Origin of the sequence: Edaphobacillus lindanitolerans, from assembly GCF_900156305.1 — a bacterium.
GTDB classification, from domain to species: Bacteria; Bacillota; Bacilli; order Bacillales_A; family Planococcaceae; genus Bhargavaea; species Bhargavaea lindanitolerans.
Window position 1 is genome coordinate 501823 of record NZ_FTPL01000002.1, and the last position, 25830, is coordinate 527652.

Sequence of the window (25830 nt, forward strand, 5' to 3'; positions counted from 1 at the left end):
CGTTCTTCCCTCCCCCAATCCGGTTTCTGCCGGCTTCTTCGGGTAAACTGAACAAAGAGAAGCGAAAGGAAGTGTTCGTCATGCAAGAACGGTGTTCGGACGAATTTAACTGGCTCATCAAATCAAAATCCCCCTACCTCCTCCAGCATGCCCGGAATCCGGTCAACTGGCTGGAGTGGTCGCCCGAGGCGTTCGACCGGGCAAGGGCCGAGAACAAGCCGGTCTTCGTCTCAATCGGGTACAGCACCTGCCATTGGTGCCACGTGATGGAGAAGGAGTCTTTTGAGGACGCCGAGGTTGCGGCCCTGCTGAACGAATGGTTCATCCCCGTGAAGGTGGACCGGGAGGAGCGGCCGGACATCGATGCGATTTACATGGATGCCTGCATGAAGCTGACCGGCCAGGGCGGATGGCCGCTGAACGCCTTTCTCACCCCCGATCAGAAGCCGTTTTACGTCGGGACCTATTTTCCGAAAGAGAGCAAGTACGGCCGTCCGGGCATGATGGACGTGCTCCCGCAGGTCCGGGACATCTACCGGGATGAGCCGGACCGCGTCAAAGAGATCGGTGACCGGATGAAGGAGGCACTTGAGGTGCGGCCCGAGCCTTCCAGTGAAGAACTGTCCGCAACGTCTCTGCATCAGGGCTTCGGCCAGCTTGCCCGGCAGTTTGACGGCGTGCACGGCGGGTTCGGGGGCGCGCCGAAGTTCCCGTCCCCGCATCAGCTGCTGTTCCTGATGCGCTACGGTGATTGGCACGGGGAGCCGCTTGCGTTCGACATGGCCGACCGGACGCTCGATGCGATGGCGAGCGGCGGGATCTATGATCAATTCGGTTCGGGATTCGCCCGTTATTCCGTCGATGAGTATTGGCTCGTCCCCCACTTCGAGAAAATGCTCTACGATCAGGCGATGCTCATAATGGCCTACACCGAAGCGTGGCAGATGTCGGGTGACCCCCGCTATGCCGGGATTGTCGCGGACTTGGCCGATTTCATCAAGCGGGAAATGACCCATCCGGAAGGCGGGTTTTATTCTGCGATAGACGCAGACAGCGAAGGAGCCGAAGGAACGTATTATCTGTGGACGGAGGAAGAGGTGTACGGGGTATTGGACGAGCGTGAGGCCGAAGTGGTCTGCGCGGTCTATGACATTACGCCCGGCGGGAATTTCGAGGGGAAGAGCATCCCGAACATGGTCGGGCTTGATGTCGATGACGTCACGGAGGAATTCGGCATCACCGAAGACGAGCTGGAAACGATCCTGTCCGATTCCATCCCCAAGCTGAGGGAATTCCGGGAATCCCGGGTGTACCCGCATCTCGACGATAAAATCCTCACTTCCTGGAACGGGCTCATGATCGCGGCGCTTGCAAAGGCCGGCGCGGCATTCGGCGATGTAGAAATGATCGACTCGGCAAGACGGGCCGAAGCGTTCCTGGAAGAGCATCTATGGAACGGCCATCTGCTGTTCGCGCGCTGGCGTGACGGCGAGCCAAAGTACCATGCTTACCTGGACGACTATGCCTATCTGATCTGGGGACTTATCGAACTCCATCAGGCCACCGGCGAGGAGTCCTTCATCGGGCGTGCGGTCCGCCTGGCGGAATTGCTTGAGGAGCGCTTTGCCGACAAGACGGGCGGTTTCTATTTCAGCGACAAGGAAGGGGAAGCCCTTCTCGTACGGGAAAAGGATGTCATGGACGGTGCCCTTCCGTCCGGCAACGGCGTGGCGGCTATGCAGCTGTGGCGGCTCGGAAAGCTGACGGCGGACGATCGCTGGACAGCCCGGTCCGAAGCGGTCATCCGGGAGTTTGCCGGTGAAGCCGCCCAGTATCCGAATGGCACCCTCACTCTGCTGATGGCCCGGATGGCGTTTGAAGCCGGGGGCCGTGAAATCGTCCTGTCGGGCAGCGATGAAAGCGAGCAGCGGGAACTGCTTGAGGAGATCCGGTCCGCTTTCCTGCCGTTTGACGTGTGGTCCGGATCATCGGAAACGGACGGGGACGGACCGCTCGCCGGACTGCTGGACGGGAAAAACGACAAGAGCGTCCCGCTGTCGGTATTCATTTGCGAACACAATGTGTGCCAGGCACCCGTCCTCGGTCTTGATGAGGCGGAACAAGCACTCGGACTCGTTGAATAGTCCCCCCGGGAGGAGAAGGTCGCATGAAAATCATCATCACCGGGGACACGCATATGCCCCGGATGGCCAAAAAGCTCCCGCCGCCGCTTCTGGAGGAGCTGGAGACGGCCGACCATATCATCCATACCGGCGACTGGCAGACGCCGGAGGTATACGATGAACTGGCCCGCTTCGCGCCGGTCGACGGAGTATCTGGAAACGCGGACCCGCCCGAGTTGCGGGAACGGTTCGGGCAGAAGAAGACGATCACGCTCGGCGGCGTGCGGATCGGCATCGTGCACGGGGACGGCAAGGGCAAGACGACGCCCCGGCGGGCGCTGGATGCGTTCATGGAAGACCCGCCGGACCTGATCCTGTTCGGACATTCCCACATCCCGATGAACGAGAACCATGATGGAACCATCTTGTTCAATCCAGGTTCTCCGACGGACAAACGCAGGCAGCCACGCTTTTCATTCGGAATTCTGGAAACCGGCGCGGGGACCCCGGAACCCCGGCATGTTTTTTATGACAGTAAAATATGACGGACAGTGAAAAACCGGCCGGGAAGCGATGCTTTCCGGTCGGTTTTTTCATGCATTCAAATGCTTCGTGCAGTTATAGAGTGTGCACAGGTTACGGTCGTCCCGCAGCTCGACGACGGTCAAGGACGTATTGAGCAGCCGCTCCGTGTATTCCCGTTCCGGTGTCATCGCCTTGAGCATCCGGGAGATGAATCCACCGTGTGAGACGATAAGGATCCGTTCCTCCGGAAGTTTGCGGACTTCCTCCAAGAACGCCATTCCGCGTGCCGTCATGTCCGAGTCGGATTCCATGCCGTACTCTTCCGCACGGATCCGCCAGTCGGTCCCCCACTTCTTCACCCGTTCCTCCTCGGTCGTCCCTTCGAGATTTCCGCCATATACCTCTTTCAGGCGTTCGTCAAAGCGGAGGTCGATGCCCGGAATGGCCTCACGGATGATCTCCGCTGTTTCCCGCGCGCGTTTCAGCGGGCTGGCGTAGATGATTTCCCAGTCTTCCTCCGCAAGTCTGGATGCTGCGAGATGCGCTTCCCTGACCCCTTCCTCGGCAAGCGGGATGTCGGTCGCCCCCTGCCATCTACGTTCTTTGTTCCATTCGGTGATCCCGTGTCTGACAAACCCGATCGTTTTCATGTTGTCCCTCCAGCCAATCTGTTTCTTCATCTTTTCATACTTCTCGACGGACCGGGGATTTTCCTCCCTGTTCCGCGCCGACAAAAAAGGAGGCCGCCGGACGGCGCCTCCTCATGCCTCATTGAATTCATTCGGTTTTTCCGATCGGCTGCTCCCGAACACCGGAAGCATCAGCAGATCGGCCACGATCGGCAGATGGTCGGATACGGATGTATCGATTACATCCGCACCGGTGACCGTCTGAGCCAGGTCCGTGAATATGTAATCGATTTTTGAATAAGGCCCGGTCCGGATTCCGCTTTTCTCTTCATAGGAACGGGAAGGAAATGTAGGCGGACAGCCCGCCCCGGCTTTGCGGAACACTTCATTGAACCGCTCACCCATTGCCACAATGCCCGAGTGATCCGGATCCGCATTGAAATCCCCTGTGACGACCGTCGGGAACAGAGACCGGTCCGTGAGTTTCATGAGCCGGCCGATCCCCGCGCGGAGTGCGCTGTCACTGAGACTCATATGGGTGGTGAAGAAATTCAGGTAGGTATTGCCTAAATCGATGAATGCTTCCAGTATCCCTCTCGGCTCCGGGTCTTCAACCTGCAGGCCCGCATCGGAAAGCGGATGGTTCACTGCGTATTTGATCGGGTAGCGGCTCAGGACCGCATTCCCATATTTACCATGCGGCATTCCCGGATATGCGGGGGCTTCAACCAGATTCGCTCCGAATCCGAAGTGCATGCCGAGCATGTCCGCAAGGCGTGCCGCCTGGTCTTCAAATCCGCTCCGTTCGGAAAAGTGGCTGTCCACTTCCTGCAGGCCGATGATGTCGGCACCAGAAGCACGGATCACTTCGGCCGTCCTTGTCAGATCCACATGCCCGTCCATGCCCATGCCGTGGGCCATGTTAAACGACATCACCCGTACAGTGTCTGGTCTGTTTCTGTCTTCCCTGTAGTGTTGCCGGATCGGATTCCCTGCTGGGTCGCCATTCATCTCATTCTCTCCTTTTGGGGTGGTGCACATTTTTAATCTCACCCTGACTATAGCCATATAACATTTAGAGAGTTTAAACCTGCCGTTAATGATTGTAAAGATGACGAGTCTGCTTTCACCATTTCGTCAACCTTCCTCATTATTCTGAACCGAATACCGCTCTCTTATGTGGTGAATACTGTGCCCATCCCAAAAAGAAAAGGAGAAATGAAATGAAATCCGATCTTTTGCCGCAAGCCGTTTTCCTGTTGCTGCTGTCGTTTGCGGATGCATTTTTCACGTGGATTGGTGTGAAAGACGGTTTGATCGAGGAGGCAAATCCGCTGATGGATCATCTGCTGGGCTTCTCCGCAACAGCTTTCTTTCTCGTCAAGCTGGCATTGCCCTTATTGCTGATCGTCCTCGTTCCCAGGCTCAATGGTTCCTTGATCTTCCGTGTCTCGCTTCTTGTCGCGGTGATTTCCTACACATCCGTCTTCCTATTACATGCTGCGTGGATATCGATGATGTGATTCATTGTCCCAAAAAATGTGGTGAAATTCCGACCAGGTGCAGCTCATGCATCGGGCGGGTCATGGCAACATACAACAGTTTGCGGTCGATCTCCCGGTCGCTGAACGGAAACTCAAATGCCGCGACGATGACCGCATCGAATTCCAGTCCCTTTGCCAGATGTCCGGGCACGACAAGCAGGCAGTCCTGCTCCGGCTCCGACTGTTCATCAAGAAGCCGGACGTCAGGCTGTTCGCGCAGCAGTGCCCGGTGCATCGCCTTCGCTTCTTTTGCCGTCTTTGTAATGAGGGCGACGGAACGGAGCCCCCTTTTCCGTATGCCGTCCGCAATGTCGAGGATCTGTCCGGGGTTGAACGATGCAGCTTCATAAAAGGAAGGCTTCGGTCCGTGGCGTACGACCGGCTCGACAAGCGGCAGGTCCGGGTCCATTTCCTGAAGCACCAGATTCGCCGTTTCCATGATCTCCACTGTGGTGCGGTAGCTTTTCTGCAGTGTGCGGAAAGCCGCTCGCGGGAACAGTTCAAGCACCGGCTCCCATCCGGTAACGGAGCGGTAGGAATGGATGCCCTGCGCGAGGTCCCCGACGATCGTGAACATGTCCGTGCCGTTCCCTTCCTTGAGTGCGGCGAACTGGAACGCACTGTAATCCTGCGCCTCGTCGATGAACACCGCCCGCATCTTCCACTGCTCCTCCACCCCGTTCAGTCTTGAATGCAGGTAATAGAGGGCGGCCAGGTCTTCGACTTCCCACCGTTCCTTTTCATGTGCTGCCAGGAAGCGCCCGCGCTCCTGTCCATCCCAGTCGCGGGCCACCTGCTCCATGAGTTCCGGATCGGTCAGCCATGTCCGGTAACGGGTTTTCACGCTGAATTTCTTGAAGCGGCGCATGTATGCGGCGACCGTCTTTTTGCCTTCCGCCCGGATTGCCGGAATCCGGGCATCCCGTTCGTCGATGAGCTTGGTCGTCTTTTTCCGGCGCCGGTCGTCATCTCGGATCCCGAACAGTGCTTTGTCGAGTGCCTGCTCATAGCGCTTGGTGAGCGTGCTCAGGATCTCCTTCAGCTTCCGGTCCACTTCGGTCTTCAGGATCCCCCGGATGCGGTCCAGCCGTTTCTGCAGGGGCAAATAGGAAAAGTCCTTCATGAACAGCCGCTGCAGACGTTCCTTCCGGATGATCCGGAACTTCTCGATATATACATCTTCAAAGAGTTCGGCTGTCTCCCGTTCCATCATCTTCACATAGCGGTCCATCAAGTCCCGGTACTCGAGCGAACCTTTCATACGGGCAATCCCGATCGCTGTGTCGCTCCCTTCCCGGTTTTCCGCAAGCATCGCCAGCTTCTCATCAGGATCCGCCAGCTTGAGCTTCAGGCCGGTCGCACTGAGAACATAATCTGCAAAGGTCGTCTGCTTGATCCGGCCGACGCCGAGTTCGGGGAGAACGTCGGCGATGTATCCGATGAACAGGCGGCTCGGAGCCAGGATCATAAGCTTGTCCGCCGGGAAATCAGCCCCGAGCGTATAGAGGAAGTACGAGATCCGGTGAAGCGCAATCGTCGTCTTTCCGCTCCCCGCGGCCCCCTGGACGACGATCGGCCGCTTTAAGTTGGCCCGGATGATCTCATTCTGTTCGCTTTGGATCGTCGAGACAATCTCCGTCAGACGGACATCCGCCTTCCCGGCAAGCGCTTCCTGCAACAGCTCGTCGGTCGTCGTCAGATCGACATCCCGGATATCCTCGAGTTCCCCCTGTTCGATCTTGTACTGCCGCTTGGCGTATAGATGGCCGGCATTCTCCTCACCGTTCACATCGTAGGTGACCTCTCCGAGGCGGCCGTCGTAATAGACGTTGGCGACCGGAGAACGCCAGTCGACGATGATCGGCTCCTGCGTTTCCCTGTGGAACAGCGAGGTCTTTCCGATATAGAGCAGTTCCGCCGGTTCCCCGTCTTTTTTGAAATGGATGCGGGCAAAATACGGGCTTTGCCGGATCGCTTCCAGTCCTTCCCTCTGGGTCGACGCCATCTCAAAGAACCGCGCATTCGTCAGGATGTTGATGTAGCTTTGACTCGAATCCAGATGTTCCACATCCCCGATTGACTGGCGGATGTTCTCCCTGGAAATTTCGGCTTCCCGCTCTGTTTCACCGAGAAGCTTCTCCATGTATTCCTTCGTGTAGGCCAGTCGCTCCGATTCCACCCCGTAATCCGGATGATCCTTCGCTGACACGCCAATTCCCCCTCTCCCCTGCCTGTTGTCCAGTTAAGCAGATAAGCATTTTACCACTCCATGCCGCCTCATTCAAACTGGAAAACGGAGGAGCAGGCGGACCCTCCGGATGGGGATCCGCCTGCTTACTCAACCCGTCTGTATCGGTGTCCGTTTCCGTCTCTTTCCATCAGCCGATAATCGATCATAAACCGCCGGATTGTGGCGAAATCCGGATAGGCCTCCTTGATCGTCTCATTCACTTCGCTCTCCGTATACTCGCGTCCTGTTTCAAAACGGGCCGCCAAGTGACACGCGACGATCCACTTTTTCTTCTCTTTTGCAGGAAACACATCCAGCGGCCCATCCGGTCCCGACTTGAACAGGTTACGGACCGTGGTTTCCCGCTCTTTTTCCGTAATTTCGAATCTCATGGCTGCTTCCATTCCCCCTCAGCTGTTTGGATGCAATCTTCTGTCTTTGATTATTTCAAATCCGGGCCGGCCAATCAACCGCCTGTCCGTAATTCATAGCGGCCCTCCATAATTTACAACGCCAGTCCTAAATCCATAACAGCTCGCCTTAATTCACAACACCGTTCCTTAATTCAGAACAGCCCTCTATAATTCACAACGGTCCTTAATACACAATGGCCCTCCATAATTCACAACGGCCATCCTTAATTCATAAAGCCCTTTCATAATTCATAACAGCGATCCTTAATTCACAACGGCCCTCTATAATTCACAACGGCGATCCTTAATTCATAACGGCCCTCCATAATTCACGACACCGTTCCTTAATTCATAACGGCCCTCCATAATTCACAACACCGTTCCTTAATTCAGAACAGCCCTCTATAATTCACAACGGCGATCCTTAATTCATAAAGCCCCTTCATAATTCACAACACCGTTCCTTAATTCATAACGGCCCTCCATAATTCACAACGCCGATCCTTAATTCTGAACGGCCCTCTATAATTCACAACAGTGCCCCTTACTCCATTCTCCGCACCAATGAAAAAAAGCAAGGCACCGGGCTCTCCCGGCTGCCTTGCTTCTTGATCTGGGAAGATAGAGCGGTTTACGGCTTTTCCGATCCCACTTCCATCGCAATCACCATGACGACGATCATCACGATCATGAACGCCAAGATCATCAGGAACATTCCGTTCAACTCCTTACCAGTTGATAAACCCTTTGGATCCGGGAGGGGCATCTTGAATGAGATGGGTGATCGGGATCGCATAGGCGATGATGATCAGCGCAATGGCGATGCCGATCCAGATCCACCAGTTTTCCAGCCATTTCGGCGTGGCCGATGTGTCGCTTTCGGCGAGCGGGAATTCTGCGTACATGTCCTGGCCCGCCGAACGCGGTTCCAGGAACCAGAGTCTCAAAACAATGACGATCAACAACATGGCCGAGAAGAACAGGATGGTGCCGCCGATTGCGATCGTCGCCGTGTTGGAGAAGAATCCGTCAAACCAGCCGAGAACGGTCGGGTTGTCGTTGTAGTGCGAATACTGGGTCCGCCGCGGGGCTCCGAGCAGGCCGAGGACGTGCTGGGCAGTGGACATGAGCAGCATGCCGATTGACCAGGAAGCGATCTGGACGAATGCCAGCTTCTTTGTGGTCCCCGTAAGCGTCCGGCCGGTCAGGTACGGGATGAGCCAGAAGGTGATGCCCATGAAGGTCATGGCGACCGGTGCTCCGACCGTGATGTGGAAGTGCCCGACCACCCAGAGCGTGTTGTGGATGAATTCGTTCAGCTGGAAGCTGGCATTGATGATCCCGCCGGCTCCGCCTGGGATGAAGAACAGCATCGCGATGAACAGCGAAGTGAACCGGATGTCTTTCCACGGGAGCTTGCCCACCCATCCGAACAGCCCTTTCGCGCCTTTCTGCCGGCCGGATGTTTCAAACACGGCGAACAGCGAAAACGCCGTCATGAGCGTCGGGATGACCACCATGAACGTGAGTGTGACCTGAAGGAACTTCCAGAAGTCGGTCACGCCCGGTTCGCCGAGCTGGTGGTGGAACCCGACCGGGATCGAAAACAGGATGAACAGCAGGAACGACAGCCGCGCGAGGGAATCGCTGAAGACTTTCGTCCCGACGAGTTTCGGGATTACGAGGTACCAGGCCATATACGCCGGCAGCAGCCAGAAATAAACGAGCGGGTGGCCGAAGTACCAGAACAGGGAGCGGCTCAGTTCGACGTTGATCGTGTCCACGAACCCGAACGCCCACGGGATATACTGGAACAGGACGGCGCCTACGACGCCGAGGCAGCTGATGATCCAGAGCGCAAATGTCGCCATGGTCATGTAGGCGAACAGCGGGCTCAGGACGCCTTTGTTTTTGCGGCGCCACTGCACGTAGTGGCCGATGAGCGCAAAGCTCATGACCCAAGTGCCGACGATAAGAAGGGCAAGGGCCACATAGAACCAGCCGCTCGCCTTCAGCGGCGCGTAGAATGTATACAGCACGCTTGCGCGGCCGGAGATGATTTCAACTGTGGCCCATGTGGTTCCGATCAATGTGATGAAAAATCCGACCCAGGACCAGAGACGGACTTTCGGCCCGAAACTGCCGAGAGACTTGCTCATGCCCGTGATCAAAAAACCATAGATGAAGAACGTCGTATAAATGAGTGCAAGGAGCACGCCGTGGGCGGTCAGGACCTGGTAGTAGTCAAGCCACGCCGGCAGTTCAAGCCGGTCGTTGCGCATGAACACCTGGATGAGCCCGCAGAATGTCCCGATCAGGAAGGCGACATAGGCCACCGCAATATTGGATAAAGCCAGTTTTCGTTCAGAGTTTCCGATCATTCCTCAAACACCTCGATTTCCGTGTACATGAAATGGTGGCCGGTTCCGCAGTATTCATTGCAGAGGGTCAGGTACGTCCCGGGCTTGTCGAACGTGTAGCTTTTATGGCTGATCCGCCCAGGCACGACCATCATGTTCACTTTGGTGTTCGGAATGGTGAAGCTGTGGACCACATCCTTGCTTGTCACGGTGAAGATGATTTCTTTTCCTGCCGGCACTTTGATCTCGGACGGCTCATAACCGTAGGTCATCGCCTTGATGACGACTTCGTATGTGTTGTCATCGATCTGATGGACCCCCGGATCGTCGAACGGCGCAGTGACGTCGACTTTCTCCGGATCGATCGTGTCCTGGCCGCCGGCCGGTGTCTGTCCCTGTGCAAATGCGGTGAATCCGACAATGCCGAGAAAGACGGTAAGTGTAAGAATTCCGAATGCCAGCCAGATTTTTTCGAACTTATGCAGATGCATGGTCTTCCTCTCCTTTCTTAGAGCACGACGTACATGCCGTAGATCAGTGCCCACATTGCGATGATGACGACCCCGACGATAAACACGCTGATCAATGTTCCCCTCAGATCGGCATCATGCGGGTTATTGCTTTTTTTCATCGCCAACCCTCCGTCCTCTTTTCTATGCCTTTATCTTAATTTCACCCGGTCCCCGGGAATGTGACTTTTGTCACACCATATACAAGAATTTCTCAGGATCTGTTGAAAAATGGACAAAAAAACAGACCGCCTGTTGGCGGTCCGGTTCACTCGATATTGCATATGTCTGCCGGACAGTTTTCGCAGTGGATCTCATTGCGCAGATAAGGCATGTCGAGCAGGACGATTTTCCCATTTTCCATTCCGATCTTTTTTTCTTTTTTCAGAGCGGCCAGCATGCGGTTGGCGACTTCCCGTGCCATGCCGCAGTAATTGGCGAGTTCCTGGTTCGTCAGCTCAATATCGAGCAGGACGCTCCCGTCCTCACGCCGGATGCCGTAGCTGTTCGACATTCTGATCAGCGTGGAATAAAGTGCGCCCTTTTTGCCGTGCAGGATCAGGTCCCGGAATTTGGACTGGGTCCGCTGATGCAGTACGCCCATCCAGCGCATGTAGGCGACGGCCAGATCCGAATTCAGATACAGCGCTTCCTCGAGCGCCTCTTTCGCGATCACGGCGACTTTTGTATCTTCGGTCGCCTTCGCCTCCACTGTGTATAGGCACGGTGAGCAGTACGGCATGACTTCTCCGATGAAGTCTCCCGGTCCGCACAGCCGGAATGTCAGCTCCCGGCCGTCCGGCGTCACTTTGCCGACCCTGATTTTCCCGTCGGCGACATAATACAGCTGTTCCGCCGGTTCACCTTCCCGGAAAAGGTATTCTCCCTTTCCGATGTGCCGGCGGCCGCTGCTCGCCTTCAACAGCCCGGTCAGTCCCGTTTCAGCATGGCGATTCTGTTCCGTCTCGAACCCCTCCCAAACACCTTCAGGCCCGCTTGTATGCCCGCCGCTCCGCATATTCCGAACAGGCCGGACAGACGAGTACGGACTTGCCTCCAACATTCCGGTAAGGCCGCAGCATACCGGTCTTCCGGTGACAGATGCTGCATTTCTTCTTGAACAACCCAAACAGTTTTGCCACAATCACTCAACCTTTCAACCAACCCGTCTTCAATCTTCCTGTTCGCTGACCGTCAACGTGCCGTCATCATCCAGCTGGACGGCCAGGCCGTCATCCAATGCCGCTTTCAGAGGATGGGATTCCGCATCTTTTTTCGAGAAATACCACCGCCGGCCTTCCGGGACGACCACGAAGAACGTCTCCCCACGGCCGAGGAAGTTCAAATTGTGCGGATCGACCTCTGTGCCGCCGCGGAGCGGGATACCCGCTTTCATCAGATCTCCCCCGGCCTTGGCGACGTCACGGGGAACAATGCCCACCTCGCTGACATTGAGGAACGAAGCCTGCGACACATCACCGAACAGATCCTTCTTCCTCCTGCCGATCAACTCGACGATGTTGCCGGCCGGATCCTCAAAATACATCGAATCCGCATCAAAATTGCGGAAATACACTTCATCCACGCCGCCGTCCCAGTTGAGCGGCACCCGGTCTTTCACCCAGTACTTGAGCATCGTAAACTGGTTCCCCGGGATATTGATCGCAAAATGATAAAATGCCGGACGGTCTGTCGCGACGAACGTGACTTCTGTCTCGCCGATCCGGACCGTGAACCGGTCTTCCAGCCTCTCCGTGATTTCAAGTTCCAGGATGTTGCCGTAAAATCGCCGCATTGCAGCCAACCGGTCTGTGTAAAACATTACCGACTTGAACAAACCGTCCACCTCGACTTTCTTGATGCTTCCATTATACCATGTCTGTCTTTGCCGAACCGGCACGGAAACCGCGAAAAAATAAACCAGGCATTACCATTGCATCTGCAGTCGCGATGTCCTATACTCTTCATACAGGCTGCGTTGCACGTATTGATTATAAAGTTTAACCTTTGATCTGAAATAGGGAGTTTAAGACGGGATCGGAATGATAGGCTCCGGATTTATCCGGAGACGTGCAGGAACATCCCCGCGACACCCACTTAGTGGAGTGACGGTTTTAAACTTTTTAATTCTCCTACGGCAATGCGGCTATCATGATGACTGCAAACAGCCAGACCGTTCCGACGGGCTGGCTGTTTTTATTTGTTCGATACATATGCGGGAAGGATGAATGGACATGCTGAAGCGTCTCGTTGTGACCGGCTATAAGCCGCATGAGCTCGGAATCTTCAATGACAAACATCCCGGTGTCGCCGTCATCAGGCGGGCCCTCAAAGACCGGATGCGCGGCCTTCTGGAGGACGAGGGGCTTGAATGGGTGATCGTCAGCGGGCAGCCGGGCGTGGAAACGTGGGCAGCCGAAACCGCCTTCGAACTCCGTGAGGACTATCCGGAGCTGCAGGTCGCCGTCATCCTGCCGTTCCTCGGCCAGGAGGAAAAGTGGAACGACAGCAAAAAAAGCGCCTTCGAATCGGTCATGGCCCGGGCGGACTTTTCGACCGTCCTCACCCGCCGGCCATATGAGGCTCCGTGGCAGTTTGCCGAGCGCGACAAATTCCTCCTCCGCAACTCGGACGGCATCCTTCTCGTATACGACGAAGAAAACGAAGGATCACCAAAATGGATGAAGCGCCTTGCCGAACAACGCGCAGAGGCCGGCGACTATGAACTCCTCATCCTCAATGCCTTCGACCTCCAACTCACCGCAGAAGACATCCAAGCCGAAAAATGGGAATAACAAAAGCGGAGCGGGCCGAAATGATGGAAGTCAGCTGAGAACGCCTTGCGGCACCAGCTGACTGACCCGCTTGGTGCGGGCCTCCGACAGGCATAAGCCGGGATGCGCCGCGAAGCCTGCTTCGCAGAGCAGCACGGCTTATGACCCCGAGGGTCAGGCCCGCGCAGCTGGATGATACTAAAGCGGAGGGCGGTGGCTCTGGGGCGACAGGCACAAGGCGGGACGCAGAGCGGATCCTGATCCGTGGCGCGGACTGACTTGTGACCCCGAGCCCCTACCGCCCGCAGCTGGATGATACTAAAGCGGAGCGGGCCGTTCTGACCCAACAGGCATAAGACGGGATGCGCCGCGAAGCCTGCTTCGCAGAGCAGCACGGCTTATGACCCCGAGGGTCAGGCCCGTGCAGCTGGATGATTCTAAAGCGGAGGGCGGTGGCTCAGGGGCGACAGGCACAAGGCGGGATGCAGAGCGGATCCTGATCCGCGGAGCGGACTGACTTGTGACCCCGAGCCCCTACCGCCCGCAGCTGGATGACACTAAAGCGTAGCATCCTGTCGTCCCGTTGACCCGGTTCCCCTGTATAACCCGAAAGCCCCCCGCCGTAATCCGGCAGGGGGGTGTTTGCTTACAGCACAAAATCGGTATTTACGTAAACGAGCGTCCAGTGGTCGGAATTGAGCAGTTCCTTGATCGGGAACTTCTGCCCGTGTCCAAGGTAGACGTCGTCTTCCACGACCGCCACAACCATCGATCGGCTGCCGTCATGGAGGTTGAGATAAATGTCTCCGATGTTGGGCTGGATCTCCTGTTCACGGGAAAGTTTGCGTTCAAGCCGCTTGTCCGCTTCCAGTTGATCTTCGGTGACAGCGGACGGGTCCTGGTAGGAAATATCCCGTGCCCCTCCGTCCATCCCTTCGGACATGACCATGAATTCTTTCCGCTTGATGATGTTCTGGCGGGACGTCATCACCGTCTTGCCTTCCAGCTGCTCCACTTTTTCAAATTCGTTCAGTCCGTAGTGGCTCATCGGCTCGGGATCCGGTTTGGTCACGAGGACAAATCCTCCCTCTTCCGGTTCCAAGTCCTCCCGAAGCGTATAACGCTTGCCGTAGAACATGAACGAGTCCATATGCTGCGGCTTATGGTAGGTGATCTCTTCCGCTTTGCTAATGGCCTGTTCCATATCTTTCACGCGGTACATATGGACCGATTTCCTGGCCAGCGGATTGATGGAATACACTTTGTACAGTTCGTTTTGGTAAAAGACGAACTGTCCTTTTCTCACTTGGTATAACTTCATCCTGTTTCCTCCTCTCCCCAGTCGGTCTCGTTTCATCTTAAGGGATGAAATGCCGACTGTCCAACCGACCGGCGGATTTCCACTATTCTAATCGGGATTTCAGTGTCGTCAGGACGAGAATCTCATTCAAGTCCCGCATCGAAAGAGCCGGCAGCCGGGATTGGATCTCCAAAATCAACCGCTCTTCTCCATGGCCCCCTGCATACTCCCTGTCAGGGAGAGACTCCATCATCTTCATGAGCACGGCGAGAGCATCCTCTCCCTCCTCATCAGCAGTGGGAAGATCCGGTTCCCCGGCATCCATCCCATCTTCCTCTCCCATGAGCAGCCGGTTTGCGGACACACCGAACCGGTCACTGATCTTCACAATCCAGCCGGCCGTCGGCGCACTCTTTCCCTCTTCCCAGTGCTTGATCCTGCTGGCGGATGTCCCGATTTCCCTGCCGAACGCCAGCATGGACAGACCGAGCTGCTCCCGGAGCGATCGCAGCCGGAAACCGAACGCCTCCTGATCCCATTCCATCCGTGCCCTCCCCTTTCTCCTCCTGAAGATGGCGCATCGCATTCCTCTAATCATGCCCATCATATCACGCCCATGATCCTCCATCATTTATTTATGAATATAATTCAGCTTTACCTAAAAGTGAAGCCGCAGAATTTGGGGGAGATTTGGTTTTTCTTCACCGGACGGGCTAGAATAAGGCAATCAGGACAAATTCGAAAGGACGTGCCAGCCGTGCAAGCCCATTACTTCATCGGCATCCGGATGCCGGAACAGGTCCGGCCCATCGCGGAAGATTTCCAGGAATCGAAGGACCTACGAAAACACTATAAGTCCATCCCTCATCCCGAAGATCTGCATGTGACGCTATTTTTCATCGGCGCCCTGGACGGGGAGAAAGTGGCGGCTTTATCGGACTCGCTTCATTCTGCCGCGCAGCGGCACGCTCCGTTTGTCGCCCGGCTCGACCGCTTTGACTTTTTCGGATCCGCGGCCGGTCCGAGGGTTGTTTATCTGGGGTTCTCCCCCAGCAAACCTCTTGCGGATCTCCAGAAAGATGTAACGGATGCGGTCGCCCGATCCATCGGCGCTCCCCGCAAAGACAACCGGTTCACTCCGCACGTGACGATCGCCAAAAAGAGAAAAACGGATGAGCACCCGGGCTTCCACCCTGAACAGCTTGATCCGTCTGACATTGCGGTCAGTTCTTTTGAGTTGTTCACTATTCATCCTTCCCGAAATCCCAAGTACGAAACGGTCGAAACTTTCAAACTCGGCGGCTGATCGGTTTCAGCCGTCTTTTTAGTACTTGCCAATGAGCAGTAGTGGGGGTATAGTAGAATGAAATGTACTGCTCAATGATCAGTACTGAAAGAGAGGGCTCTGCAGATGAATGTGCAGTTCAAGAAAGGCGTCCTCGATCTTTGTGTGCTCTCCCTCCTGGACGGGCATGACCGCTATGGCTATGAACTCGTCCAGGTGATTTCCGGGATGATTTCAGTTTCGGAGGGGTCGGTCTATACGGTGCTGAGGAGGCTGACAAAGGAAGGATATTTTGACACGTACCAGCAAGAATCAACGGAAGGCCCGCCGAGAAAGTATTACCGGATGACGGATGCAGGAAAGAAATACCTCACGGAACTGCTCACGGATTGGCGGGAGTTCAATCAAAAGATCAACGAATTAATCGGGGGGATGGACTGATGGGGAAAAACGAATTTCTGAATGAGCTCCGGCAACACCTCACTGTATTGCCGGAAGAAGAGCGGAACGACATCCTGCAGGATTTGAACGAGTATTTCGATGAGGGAAAACGCGAGGGAAAAAGTGAATCCGACATTTCCTCCTCGCTCGGTACGCCTTCGGAGATTGCGGCAGACATTTTGTCCGCCTATCCGGAATATACCCGGGCTCAAGATTCCCGGGCATTGCCGCAGGATGCCCGTTATGAACTGGTACAGATACCGCAAGGGACTTACAGCAATGTCATGGCGGATATTGCCGTCGGGGAACTCAAGCTCACCCCCTCGGAGGACGAAACCACCCGTTTTGAACTGATCGGCGACAAATCCGAGGTCAAGTTCAATGCAGATATCCGGCAAGACATGCTCGTCATTTCCCTGAAAGGGGAAAAAACGATCACGAGCTGGTTCCGGCGGGCCGTATCCCGGCCATTCCGGCTCGTCGTCCATTTGCCTAAGCGATTGTACAGTTTAGTACGGGCAGAAACGTCTAACGGCTCCCTGTCGGCAGAGAAAATCCTTGCCAGATCGTTCACCGCCGAAAGTGCAAACGGCCGGATCCTGGTGCGCGAATGCGCCTTTGGCACACTGTCCGCCCGAACGGACAACGGCCGGGTTGAAATGCAGAAAGTTGAAGCCGGGACATTGTCCGCCTTTACGGACAATGGCCGGATCGAACTGAGGGCCATCCGTTCGGACCGTGTGTCCGCCGAGACCGATAATGGCCGGATCATTTTCTCGGATGTGGAGGGCGACATCGATGCCAAGACCGACAATGGCCGGATCGAACTGACGACCGACTCTATCGACCGGAACATCCAACTCCTGACGGATAATGGAAGCATCACGGTGACCACGGATCGCCTGCCGGAGGACGCAGTCGTCCGTGTCCGTTCCGACAGCGGCCGCCCCGATATATTCGGAAGCGCCGATCGGGAACGGGTCTTCGGCCGAGGAACCCACACCGTCCGGCTGGAAACAGACAACGGCAAGATCACGCTCCGTAATTCCTGACACGAATGGCCGGCCACGTCTTGTGGCCGGCCATTCCCTTAATATCCGCGGTGCTGGCGGTTATAGTTTTCTTCGTTCTTCTTTTCGTATGCATCGATGACCGCGTCCGTGCCGAAATGGAGCCTGTCCGCGATGGCCCCGTAGCAGATCCAGATGTCCCGGTAAGATTCCGATCCGGGGTTTTCCGCAAATGAAAGGATCCGTCGCTGCGTGAGCAGGAACAATGTAGTCAGATCGCCCGCAACCTCCCCTTCCGGCCACTCTTCCAGTCCGTCGAGACCCTCCAGGATGCCGAGGGACAGAAGAAAGTGGATCGAATCCACATACTCTTCCAGGATCACTTCATCAGGTGAAGGGCCTTTGCGGCTCCAGAACTTGAAGCAGCGGGTTTCATTCGCCAGTTCGGCCAGTTCCACGTTGAGTGCAAGAACTTTCTTCTCGAACAGATCCCCTTCCACCCCGTTTGCCTGTTCAATATACCGGTCCAGTTCCCGTTGCATTTCAAACAATCTTTGAAGCTTCATCAACAAACCTCCAACTTTTTTTGAATATCTTGAAACCAAACTGCCCCTTGTCCGTATAGAAAGAGAACAAGTATGTCCAAGGGGGCAGCATCATGGCTTTGATCATCCGCGTGGCAGTTCTCGCGCTCATCATTTATCTCTTTTATCGCGGTGTCCGGTACTTGACCGACCCGAAGCGCAAGCTCGATGATGCCTACGAGCAGGAGCGATATTACTTTTATGATGATGTTAAAAATGTCCGGAAGAACTTCTTTATCACTTATAAAGGCGCCCTGTTTGAGGGCGAGAAATATCTCGGCACGACATCGGAGGCATTTGAAGTCGTTTCGATCTTCGTCTGGGTAAGGGACGAAGTCAGACTCCAGGGATTCACCAAAGATGATTTCCTCTTCCTGGAGGGTGAGATTCGCATGAACTACCCGAATGCCGAGATCAACTGGAAAAATCCGATTGAACAGCTGATGAAACAAGGCGGAACCGCTTGACGCGGATCCGCCTTGTTTTTTCATGCCGCTGTTTTCAGCCAGATGCCGGCACCGACATAGAGGAGCGCAAGGATGAGGAATCCGAGACGGAAGGAAGTGTGGCGGGTCTTGTGGCGGAACGTCTGCATGCCGAGATAGCAGCCGATGCCCCCGCCGAACAGCGCAACCGTCCAGAGGGTCCGTTCAGGGATCCTCCACTCGCCCCGCTTCGCCCGGCGCTTGTCCAACCCCATCAGAATAAATCCATAGACCGACATGATGCCGATCCAGGCGATCAATGCATTTTCCATGGAAGGAACTCCTTCTGTTGAAAAAGAGCCGGCGGGAAAAACCGCCGGCTCTCTTCATGGATTAGTTGTTGACTGCTTTTTTCGCAGCGTCCGCAAGTTGTGCGAATGCTTTCTCGTCCGTTACGGCGAGGTCAGCGAGCATTTTGCGGTTGACGTCGATGCCGGCAACTTTGAGGCCGTGCATGAGGCGGCTGTAAGAAAGGCCGTTCAGGCGTGCAGCTGCGTTGATCCGGGCGATCCACAGTTTGCGGAAGTCGCGCTTTTTCTGGCGACGGTCACGGTATGCATATTGCAGGGACTTCATGACCTGTTGGTTAGCTGTTTTGTAGAGTGTATGTTTGGAACCGTAGTAGCCTTTTGCAAGTTTAAGAACTCGATTACGACGCTTGCGCGTCACTGTACCGCCTTTTACGCGTGGCATTGGTTTTCCCTCCTGGTGTTTCGGTGTGTGTTGGTGTTCGGAATTACTTCATGTATGTGAGCATGGATTTGATGCGCTTGAAGTCGCCTTTGGAAACGAGCGTCGATTTGCGAAGGTGACGCTTTTGCTTCGTCGATTTGTTGGCGAACAAGTGGCTTGTGTATGCACGGCCGCGCTTCAGTTTGCCGGAACCCGTGCGCTTGAAGCGTTTTGCGGAACCGCGGTGAGTTTTCATTTTAGGCATTTCGTGATCCTCCCAATCCTTTGCTTGATTATTTCTTCTCGTTGAGCGGCGCCATCTGAAGGAACATGCTGCGGCCTTCCATTTTCGGGCGCTGTTCGACCGTTCCGACTTCCTTGCATTCCTCTGCGAATCGTTCGAGGACGCGCTGGCCGATCTCCTTGTGGGTGATCGCACGGCCGCGGAAGCGGATGGATGCCTTGACTTTGTCCCCTTTTTCAAGGAACTTGATGGCGTTGCGGAGCTTGGTCTGGAAGTCGTGATCGTCGATTGACGGGCTCAGGCGGACTTCCTTGATGTTGATGACTTTCTGGTTTTTGCGCGCTTCGCGTTCTTTTTTCTGTTGCTCGAATTTGAATTTCCCATAGTCCATGATCCGGGCGACAGGCGGTTTCGCATTCGGGGCAACGAGGACGAGGTCCAGGTTGACGCGCGCAGCGATATCAAGCGCTTCGTTCCGCGTTTTGATGCCCAGCTGATCACCGTTATGGTCGATGACGCGGAGCTCCCGGGCGCGGATGCCCTCATTGACAAATTTGTCTCGGTTATCTCTGCTAATCGTAAGCCACCTCCGTGTAGTAGATCGCGAATACATGGTTTGGGTAGGCCCGCCGGGGAATGCTCCCCCGTGGCCAATCCGAAACGAAAAACGGGTGGACACCGGAGATGTCCACCCGCATATGCGACCGTGCGAAGCCAGCACGGAACGTCACAATGGTGCAGACCTGCCAACAGCCGAAGCGTCGATCAGGTGAGAAGCGGGCGGCTCCTTCTTCTACCACAAACTGTATTCCTTAACCTTAACTACTTTATCACATGCAACCAGGCCCTGTCAACGACTGTTTCAGGCTCTTTCGGGAACGGCACCGATTTCCAACCGGATCAAAGCCGCATCCGATTCCCTTGCCGAATCGATCAGTTCTTCGAATCGACGGTTTCCTTCAGGCGGGCGATGAAGTCTTCGAGCGGCATGCTTTTGGATTTCTGTTCGCCGTATTTCCGGACGTTGACTTCCCCGGTTTCCATTTCCTTGTCACCGAGGACGAGCATGTACGGGATTTTCTGCGTCTGGGCTTCACGGATCTTGTAGCCAAGCTTTTCGTCTCGGTTGTCGACATCGACGCGGAAGCCGCTGGCCAGCAGGGACTCGCGCACTTTTTCCGAATAATCGTGGTGGACGTCCGGTGATACCGGAATCACTTCCACCTGGACCGGTGCGAGCCATGCCGGGAAGGCTCCCTTGTATTCTTCGATCAGGAAGGCGACGAACCGTTCCATCGTCGAGACCACACCGCGGTGGATGACGACCGGGCGGTGCTGCTTGCCGTCTTTTCCGATATAGTTCAGGTCGAACCGTTCCGGCAGCAGGAAGTCGAGCTGGACGGTCGAGAGTGTTTCTTCCTTGCCGATCGCTGTCTTCACCTGGACGTCAAGCTTCGGTCCGTAGAACGCCGCTTCCCCGTCCGCTTCATAGTAGGCGAGGCCGAGGTCATCCATTGCTTCTTTGAGCATGCCCTGTGCCTTTTCCCACATCTCGTCGTCATCGTAGTATTTCTCCTTGTCCGCGGGATCACGGTACGACAGTCGGAATGTGTAGTCCTTGAGCTTGAAGTCCTTATACACATCAATGACCAGCTCGACGACTTTCTTGAACTCTTCCTTGATCTGGTCAGGACGGACGAAGATATGGGCATCGTTGAGCGTCATGCCGCGGACGCGCTGAAGGCCCGACAGCGCACCGGACATCTCATAGCGGTGCATCGTGCCGAGTTCCGCGATGCGGAGCGGCAGATCCCGGTAGGAGTGGATGCCGTTCTTGAAGATCATCATATGGTGCGGGCAGTTCATCGGACGGAGGACGAGTTCTTCATTGTCCATCTGCATCGGCGGGAAGATGCTGTCCTGATAATGATCCCAGTGACCGGAAGTCTTGTACAGTTCGACGTTCGCCATGACCGGGGTGTAGACATGGTTGTAGCCGAGTTTTTCCTCTTTATCGACGATGTAGCGCTCGACGATGCGGCGGATCGTCGCCCCTTTCGGAAGCCAGAGCGGCAGCCCCTGGCCGACAAGCTGATTGTTTATGAAGAGGTCAAGCTCTTTCCCGATCTTCCGGTGGTCGCGCTCCTTGGCCTCTTCCAGCATACGGAGATGGTCCTGAAGTTCCTCCTTCTTGAAGAAGGCGGTACCGTAGATGCGCTGGAGCATCTTGTTGTCCGAGTTTCCGCGCCAGTAGGCACCCGCGATGCTGAGCAGCTTGAATTCACGGACCTTTCCGGTCGACGGCAGGTGCACGCCCCGGCAGAGGTCGAAGAATTCGCCCTGTTGGTAGATCGTGACCTTCTCCCCTTCGAGAATGGCGTCGAGGAGCTCGAGTTTGTATTCGTCCCCGATCTCCTCATAGATCTTGCGGGCTTCATCGCGGGTTACTTCTTTGCGGACGATTTCCAGGTTTTCGTTGACGATCTTTTTCATTTCCTTCTCGATTTCCGGAAGGTCTTCGGCCGTGATCGGTTCCGGTGAATCGAAATCGTAGTAGAACCCGTTCTCGATGACCGGGCCGATGCCGAGCTTCACGCCCTTGAACAGGCGTTTGACCGCCTGTGCGAGCACATGGGCCGTCGTATGGCGGAGGATCTCGAGGGCCTCCGGAGCGTCCGGCGTGATGATTTCAATGTCTCCGTCTTCTTCGATCGGCGTACGGAAATCGATGAGGCGGCCATTGATCTTTCCGGCAATCGCCTTCTTTTTAAGACCCGGGCTGATCGACTGGGCAACCTCTTCTGTTGTCGTGCCTTGAGGGAACTCCTTGACGGCGCCGTCCGGGAATTTCAGGTTGATCTTCTCTGACATGGGGGTTTCTCTCCTTTCTTGATGAACGCAAAAAAGCCCCGTCCCAAAAAGGGACGAGGCGTATGCTCGCGGTTCCACCCTTCTTCCCTCCGGACTGAAAATCGGGTCCGGATGAAGCTCTTCATCGGATAACGGTCCGGTGCCGTCACGGGCTGTTCCGGAAGCGGAAGTCGCCCGTGCTGCTCTGGGGTGGTCAGTCCGGTGCCGTGCCATCGGGGCTCTCAGCCTTTGACCCCGTTCTCTGTCTGGCCGGACAACCGGAAAGGTGTCCCCGTCCAAGCATTTGGAAGAAGTATTGAACTGAGTATAATCAATTCAGCAAAATAATGCAACAGTCCGGGAGTTTTTACCGGTTCACTGTTTTTCCCTGCGGTTCGGGCCGTCAAGCCGGACCGGCGTGGTCATGGACCGGATCCGTTCCATGATCCGCCCCGCCTTGACGACTTCCTTATCGCCCCGCTGCGTATAGGCCAGATGGTTTTCCAGCCCTTTGTAGTCAAAGTTCGAAGTGAAGAAGGTCGGGAGCTGCTCGGACATCCGGTAATGCAGGATTGTCGCAAGCACCTCGTCACGGGTCCAGGCCGTGAGCGTTTCGGCGCCGAGATCGTCCAGCATAAGGACGGGGGCCTGCTTGACGAAGCTGATCTTCTCGTCCAGGGACTGATCCTGGATCGCCTGCTTCAGCTCACGCAGGAATTCCGGGACGAACACGAGGACGGACGGGACATGACGTTTCGCCAGTTCTCCGGCGACCGCCCCGAGCAGGTACGATTTCCCCGTTCCGAACGGGCCGTGGATGAACAGCCCCCTCGACGGGAGTTCCCCTGTCCGGTCATACTGGTCGAGAAATTCGCCGATCTTCTCGACGGCAGCCAGCCGGGTCTCCTCCGAAGTGAGGTCCACGTCCTTGATCTCCAGGCCCAGCATATCTTTCGGCATATGCATGCTCCGGATCATCGAAGAAACTTTCCGGTGCTCGGTGTCCACGACCTTCCGCCTGCACATGACATAATCGACGCCGATCGTCCCTCTTTCGATGGCCAGCTTCGGCTCATAGCCTTTCACGACGTTGATGCAGCCTTCGAGGTTTGGGCAGCCGGAGCAGTCATGCGACTGGTTCACGTATTCATACAGCTTGCCCATCCCGCGTTCGACCATGCCTTTGCTCACTTCACCGGAGTGCTCTTCAAGAAAGGCCTGGACGCCGGGGTTTTCGAGGACCTCATTGCGGATGGTGTCATAGCGTTCGGCAAAGGCCGGCGCATTCACGACTCGCTTCAGCGTCTCTCTGATCGGTTCCATTTATTCTGCACCGCCTTCCGCCATTCCAAATTTCTTCATGAGGCGAAGCCGCCTCGCCTCGATTTCCGGGCTTTCATCCTGCTTGGCCTCGGATGCACCGGGCTTTTCATCCTTTTTGTAAAACCAATCCGGCACGCTCTCCGTCTTGCCGGCCCCTTTGCGGGAAGTCGAGGGCTTTCCGCCTTCTTGTTTCCAGTTCATGTACTTATCATGTTCAGTCCGGGCGAGTTCCAGCGCTTCACGGGCGGTCCCCACTTTTTTCGCCATCCAGTGAGACGCAATCCGTTCCACATAGTTGTTCGTCAGCTTGCCGTCATTGCGGAGCAGGACGTATTGCAGGAGCACGTTGACGACGCCGGTCGGCAGCCCGTGCTCGAGCACGAGCTTTTGTGCGAGTCGCACATCGATCTGCACCGGTTCCCTGCCGCCGTTGATCTGGCGAAGCATCTCGACTGGAGGGATCGCTTCCAGATAATCGGCGAGCTCGTCCTCTTTCGTCTTGGCCGCACTGGCCGGACGGGACTCGGCTGCAGGCTGCAGGGCAGTCACTTTCTCGAGCCGGGGGGCGCTTTTTGAAACGGACAGCTTGTAATAGTCCGCGGCGGCCCGCTTCAGCCGTTCCTCGGTCAGCTGACCGTCCTGATCGATGGCCAGCAGGACGACCTGCTGCATTTCCAGGGGGGACAGCGCGTAAAGGAATGCCAGGCGGGCAATCATGTCCTTGGCGGCAGGCGTAAATGCCTTCCGTGACACAAGATGGGCGGACAGCCCTTCCATGAGCAGTGAAAAATCGAAATCGTGCCCGTCAAACGCAAGTTTGGCAGGACGTGCTTTCTTTTCATATGTATTCTCGTCATCCGGCTCCGGGGTCCTGGCCGTCACGGGCTTGTAGACCTCAAGGAACGAGCGGGATACATCCTCGTAGCCGTCCGGCAGCGCACTCACCAGGAACCGCTGCATGAGCCGCTTATAGGCCGGTGCTCCGACTTTCCCGAACAGAAACATCGAAAGGATGGCATCATGGAAGAAGGTTTCCGGGTCGAGGGGCGGCTGGAGCTCATACAGGAACGAACGGCTCCCGTCCTCGGATTTCCTGTATGTCTTCAGGAGGCCGATCCCTTCGAGCGCGAGCCTGGACTCAAACAGGCGGCCGACCGGCATGCCGAGCACATTGAGCAGATGATAGTGGTTGGACTCGGCCCCGCCGTCGCGCTCCGCCTCATCCCACAGGGTGAACAAGACCGCCATGGCCTCGTGGCCGACAAGCGGTTGGTAAAGCCCCGTGAGGATCTGGCGGTCAAAATCGGAAAACGGATAAGGAAGCCGGACGCAATAGGCATCCGACGGCTGCAGTTCTTTATAAAGCGGATTCATGTTCCCATCCTTTCAATCCGTCGGCAAGTCAGTGGTCGCCCTCCTTTTTCAGAAGGTCTTTCAGCTCTTCGATGAACACATTGATATCCTTGAATTGGCGATACACAGAAGCGAACCGGACATAGGCGACATCATCGACGTCCGCAAGCCGTTCCATCACCATTTCTCCGACTTCTCCGGATTTCACTTCTGCGTTGCCTTGCCGGCGCAGCTCCTTTTCTATAGAAAAGACGATCCCCTCGAGAACATCAAGCGGAACCGGTCTTTTTTCACAGGCGCGGATCAGTCCGCGCAGCACTTTCTCCCGGCTGAATTCCTCCCGGGATCCGTCTTTCTTGACGACGATGAGCGGCATTTCTTCCACTTTTTCAAACGTGGTGAACCGGTACCCGCATTCTTCGCATTCTCTGCGGCGACGGATCGCCTTGCTCTCGTCCACTGGCCGGGAATCGACGACACGCGTCCCGTTATGCTGACAAGCCGGACACTTCATCGTGATCCCTGCTTTCCGAATATGGTGTATCCATTATAGCAGACATCCTTCTCCTTCGAAACGGGTACTGTCGACTTGCAGGAGAAAAGGAGGGATTGCATCGGAAAACATCAAAAAAGGCAGAAGCCGGGAGCTCCTGCCTAAACAAAAACGCATTATTAATCAGACACTCAATCTCTCTCAGACCGGGCTGGCCGACGGTTCTGGCACGGCAACAGGGCCCATGCCCCTTGGAAGTTCTGCCATCTGACGGCTTTTCGCACCCAGCGCCTCGGCAATGTACTTTGCCGCAATCGTCGGATCGAGATCACCGCACGTGTACACGTCGATGCTCGCATAACCGTGTTCCGGAAAGCTGTGGATGGTCAGATGCGATTCCGAGATGATGACGACTCCGCTGACGCCCTGCGGTGCGAACTTGTGGAAAGCCACTTCCCGCACTTCGGCTCCGGACCGGAGTGCTGCATCGACAAATGTCTGCTCGATGAACGGCATGTCGTTGAGCTTGTCGAAATCACATTCCCAAAGTTCTGCAATTACATGACGACCCATTGTTTCCATGGTTCGTCCCCCCTTCACACGAGATGAATGCCGGGATTGCCGGCAAACGGGACGCCACGGGGGAAAGTTAGTCCTAGAGGTCCTAACCCTTTAAGCGGCCC

At 55.8% G+C, this 25830-nt stretch carries 29 protein-coding genes and 1 other RNA gene; 9 read left to right on the plus strand and 21 right to left on the minus strand.

Going from position 1 to position 25830, the window contains the following annotated elements; translation table 11 throughout:
- Positions 1-80: 80 nt before the first annotated feature.
- Positions 81-2144, plus strand: coding sequence for a thioredoxin domain-containing protein (locus tag B0B07_RS08565; RefSeq protein ID WP_076758098.1), 2064 nt, complete (start codon positions 81-83; stop codon positions 2142-2144).
- 23 nt (positions 2145-2167) lie between these two features.
- Positions 2168-2668, plus strand: coding sequence for a metallophosphoesterase family protein (locus B0B07_RS08570; protein WP_076758100.1), 501 nt, complete (start codon positions 2168-2170; stop codon positions 2666-2668).
- Positions 2669-2716: 48 nt separating this feature from the next.
- Here the strand turns inward: B0B07_RS08570 and B0B07_RS08575 are convergent, their stop codons facing one another.
- Positions 2717-3328 carry a histidine phosphatase family protein gene (locus B0B07_RS08575; protein WP_234982311.1) on the minus strand — a complete coding sequence of 204 codons (612 nt, stop codon included), beginning with the start codon at positions 3326-3328 and terminating at the stop codon, positions 2717-2719.
- Positions 3329-3409: 81 nt separating this feature from the next.
- Complete coding sequence (locus B0B07_RS08580; RefSeq protein WP_084186625.1) at positions 3410-4288, minus strand: endonuclease/exonuclease/phosphatase family protein; 879 nt, start codon at positions 4286-4288, stop codon at positions 3410-3412.
- Between the two features lie 212 nt (positions 4289-4500).
- Between B0B07_RS08580 and B0B07_RS08585 the strand changes: the two genes are divergently transcribed.
- A complete protein-coding gene (locus B0B07_RS08585) occupies positions 4501-4800 on the plus strand; it encodes a DUF5658 family protein (protein ID WP_076758104.1) in 300 nt (99 codons plus the stop codon).
- A 1-nt stretch (position 4801) separates the two neighbouring features.
- Here B0B07_RS08585 and helD read toward each other — a convergent pair whose 3' ends face one another.
- The 7 genes from helD to B0B07_RS08615 all read right to left on the minus strand — a co-directional run bounded on the left by helD (position 4802) and on the right by B0B07_RS08615 (position 12170).
- A complete protein-coding gene (helD, locus tag B0B07_RS08590; protein ID WP_076758443.1) occupies positions 4802-6964 on the minus strand; it encodes an RNA polymerase recycling motor HelD in 2163 nt (720 codons plus the stop codon).
- Positions 6965-7155: 191 nt separating this feature from the next.
- The gene (locus tag B0B07_RS08595; RefSeq protein WP_076758445.1) at positions 7156-7443 is read right to left on the minus strand and encodes a DUF2087 domain-containing protein; all 288 of its coding nucleotides are present in this window, start codon (positions 7441-7443) and stop codon (positions 7156-7158) included.
- A gap of 749 nt (positions 7444-8192) precedes the next feature.
- Complete coding sequence (locus B0B07_RS08600) at positions 8193-9845, minus strand: cbb3-type cytochrome c oxidase subunit I (RefSeq protein ID WP_076758106.1); 1653 nt, start codon at positions 9843-9845, stop codon at positions 8193-8195.
- Positions 9842-10315, minus strand: coding sequence for a cytochrome c oxidase subunit II (locus B0B07_RS08605; protein WP_076758107.1), 474 nt, complete (start codon positions 10313-10315; stop codon positions 9842-9844). The genes B0B07_RS08600 and B0B07_RS08605 overlap by 4 nt, the downstream gene beginning before the upstream one ends.
- A gap of 17 nt (positions 10316-10332) precedes the next feature.
- The gene (locus B0B07_RS15325) at positions 10333-10455 is read right to left on the minus strand and encodes a cytochrome C oxidase subunit II (RefSeq protein WP_200805796.1); all 123 of its coding nucleotides are present in this window, start codon (positions 10453-10455) and stop codon (positions 10333-10335) included.
- A 146-nt stretch (positions 10456-10601) separates the two neighbouring features.
- The gene (locus B0B07_RS08610) at positions 10602-11255 is read right to left on the minus strand and encodes a Crp/Fnr family transcriptional regulator (RefSeq protein WP_234982312.1); all 654 of its coding nucleotides are present in this window, start codon (positions 11253-11255) and stop codon (positions 10602-10604) included.
- 249 nt (positions 11256-11504) lie between these two features.
- Positions 11505-12170, minus strand: a complete 666-nt coding sequence (locus B0B07_RS08615; RefSeq protein ID WP_144264327.1) for a hypothetical protein — start codon at positions 12168-12170, stop codon at positions 11505-11507.
- Between the two features lie 130 nt (positions 12171-12300).
- Between B0B07_RS08615 and ssrS the strand changes: the two genes are divergently transcribed.
- Together ssrS and B0B07_RS08625 are read left to right on the plus strand one after the other, a co-directional pair.
- A non-coding RNA gene (ssrS, locus tag B0B07_RS08620) (6S RNA) lies at positions 12301-12486 on the plus strand.
- A gap of 81 nt (positions 12487-12567) precedes the next feature.
- Positions 12568-13128: an SLOG family protein gene (locus B0B07_RS08625; RefSeq protein WP_076758113.1), complete on the plus strand. Its 561-nt coding sequence runs from the start codon at positions 12568-12570 to the stop codon at positions 13126-13128.
- A gap of 625 nt (positions 13129-13753) precedes the next feature.
- On the opposite strand, the gene B0B07_RS08630 is transcribed toward B0B07_RS08625, so the two are convergent.
- Positions 13754-14428 (minus strand): hypothetical protein, encoded by a 675-nt coding sequence (locus B0B07_RS08630; RefSeq protein WP_076758115.1) that lies wholly within the window; start codon positions 14426-14428, stop codon positions 13754-13756.
- An 82-nt stretch (positions 14429-14510) separates the two neighbouring features.
- A complete protein-coding gene (locus B0B07_RS08635; protein WP_076758116.1) occupies positions 14511-14951 on the minus strand; it encodes a helix-turn-helix domain-containing protein in 441 nt (146 codons plus the stop codon).
- Between the two features lie 213 nt (positions 14952-15164).
- On the opposite strand from B0B07_RS08635, the gene thpR reads away from it, so the two are divergent.
- The 3 genes from thpR to B0B07_RS08650 all read left to right on the plus strand — a co-directional run bounded on the left by thpR (position 15165) and on the right by B0B07_RS08650 (position 17185).
- The gene (gene thpR, locus B0B07_RS08640) at positions 15165-15713 is read left to right on the plus strand and encodes an RNA 2',3'-cyclic phosphodiesterase (protein WP_076758118.1); all 549 of its coding nucleotides are present in this window, start codon (positions 15165-15167) and stop codon (positions 15711-15713) included.
- Between the two features lie 105 nt (positions 15714-15818).
- Positions 15819-16133, plus strand: coding sequence for a PadR family transcriptional regulator (locus B0B07_RS08645; protein WP_076758120.1), 315 nt, complete (start codon positions 15819-15821; stop codon positions 16131-16133).
- Positions 16133-17185, plus strand: coding sequence for an HAAS signaling domain-containing protein (locus tag B0B07_RS08650; RefSeq protein WP_076758121.1), 1053 nt, complete (start codon positions 16133-16135; stop codon positions 17183-17185). Before B0B07_RS08645 ends, B0B07_RS08650 begins: the two co-directional genes overlap by 1 nt.
- A 38-nt stretch (positions 17186-17223) precedes the next feature.
- On the opposite strand, the gene B0B07_RS08655 is transcribed toward B0B07_RS08650, so the two are convergent.
- Positions 17224-17709, minus strand: a complete 486-nt coding sequence (locus B0B07_RS08655) for a dUTP diphosphatase (RefSeq protein WP_076758123.1) — start codon at positions 17707-17709, stop codon at positions 17224-17226.
- 92 nt (positions 17710-17801) lie between these two features.
- Between B0B07_RS08655 and B0B07_RS08660 the strand changes: the two genes are divergently transcribed.
- Positions 17802-18194: a sigma-w pathway protein ysdB gene (locus B0B07_RS08660; protein ID WP_076758125.1), complete on the plus strand. Its 393-nt coding sequence runs from the start codon at positions 17802-17804 to the stop codon at positions 18192-18194.
- A 20-nt stretch (positions 18195-18214) separates the two neighbouring features.
- Here B0B07_RS08660 and B0B07_RS08665 read toward each other — a convergent pair whose 3' ends face one another.
- The 9 genes from B0B07_RS08665 to speD form a co-directional block, all read right to left on the minus strand.
- Positions 18215-18484 carry a DUF1294 domain-containing protein gene (locus tag B0B07_RS08665; RefSeq protein WP_076758126.1) on the minus strand — a complete coding sequence of 90 codons (270 nt, stop codon included), beginning with the start codon at positions 18482-18484 and terminating at the stop codon, positions 18215-18217.
- Between the two features lie 61 nt (positions 18485-18545).
- Positions 18546-18905, minus strand: a complete 360-nt coding sequence (rplT, locus tag B0B07_RS08670) for a 50S ribosomal protein L20 (protein ID WP_076758128.1) — start codon at positions 18903-18905, stop codon at positions 18546-18548.
- 43 nt (positions 18906-18948) lie between these two features.
- Positions 18949-19149: a 50S ribosomal protein L35 gene (rpmI, locus tag B0B07_RS08675; protein ID WP_040229125.1), complete on the minus strand. Its 201-nt coding sequence runs from the start codon at positions 19147-19149 to the stop codon at positions 18949-18951.
- Positions 19150-19177: 28 nt separating this feature from the next.
- Entirely contained in the window at positions 19178-19741 is a 564-nt protein-coding gene (gene infC, locus B0B07_RS08680) for a translation initiation factor IF-3 (protein WP_076758129.1), read from the minus strand.
- 320 nt (positions 19742-20061) lie between these two features.
- Positions 20062-21999 carry a threonine--tRNA ligase gene (gene thrS / locus B0B07_RS08685; RefSeq protein WP_076758131.1) on the minus strand — a complete coding sequence of 646 codons (1938 nt, stop codon included), beginning with the start codon at positions 21997-21999 and terminating at the stop codon, positions 20062-20064.
- A 354-nt stretch (positions 22000-22353) separates the two neighbouring features.
- Positions 22354-23301: a primosomal protein DnaI gene (dnaI, locus tag B0B07_RS08690; protein WP_076758133.1), complete on the minus strand. Its 948-nt coding sequence runs from the start codon at positions 23299-23301 to the stop codon at positions 22354-22356.
- Complete coding sequence (locus B0B07_RS08695) at positions 23302-24675, minus strand: replication initiation and membrane attachment family protein (protein WP_076758134.1); 1374 nt, start codon at positions 24673-24675, stop codon at positions 23302-23304.
- Positions 24676-24703: 28 nt separating this feature from the next.
- Positions 24704-25168 carry a transcriptional regulator NrdR gene (gene nrdR, locus B0B07_RS08700; protein WP_076758136.1) on the minus strand — a complete coding sequence of 155 codons (465 nt, stop codon included), beginning with the start codon at positions 25166-25168 and terminating at the stop codon, positions 24704-24706.
- A gap of 180 nt (positions 25169-25348) precedes the next feature.
- Complete coding sequence (speD, locus tag B0B07_RS08705; protein ID WP_076758137.1) at positions 25349-25729, minus strand: adenosylmethionine decarboxylase; 381 nt, start codon at positions 25727-25729, stop codon at positions 25349-25351.
- Positions 25730-25830 lie beyond the last annotated feature (101 nt).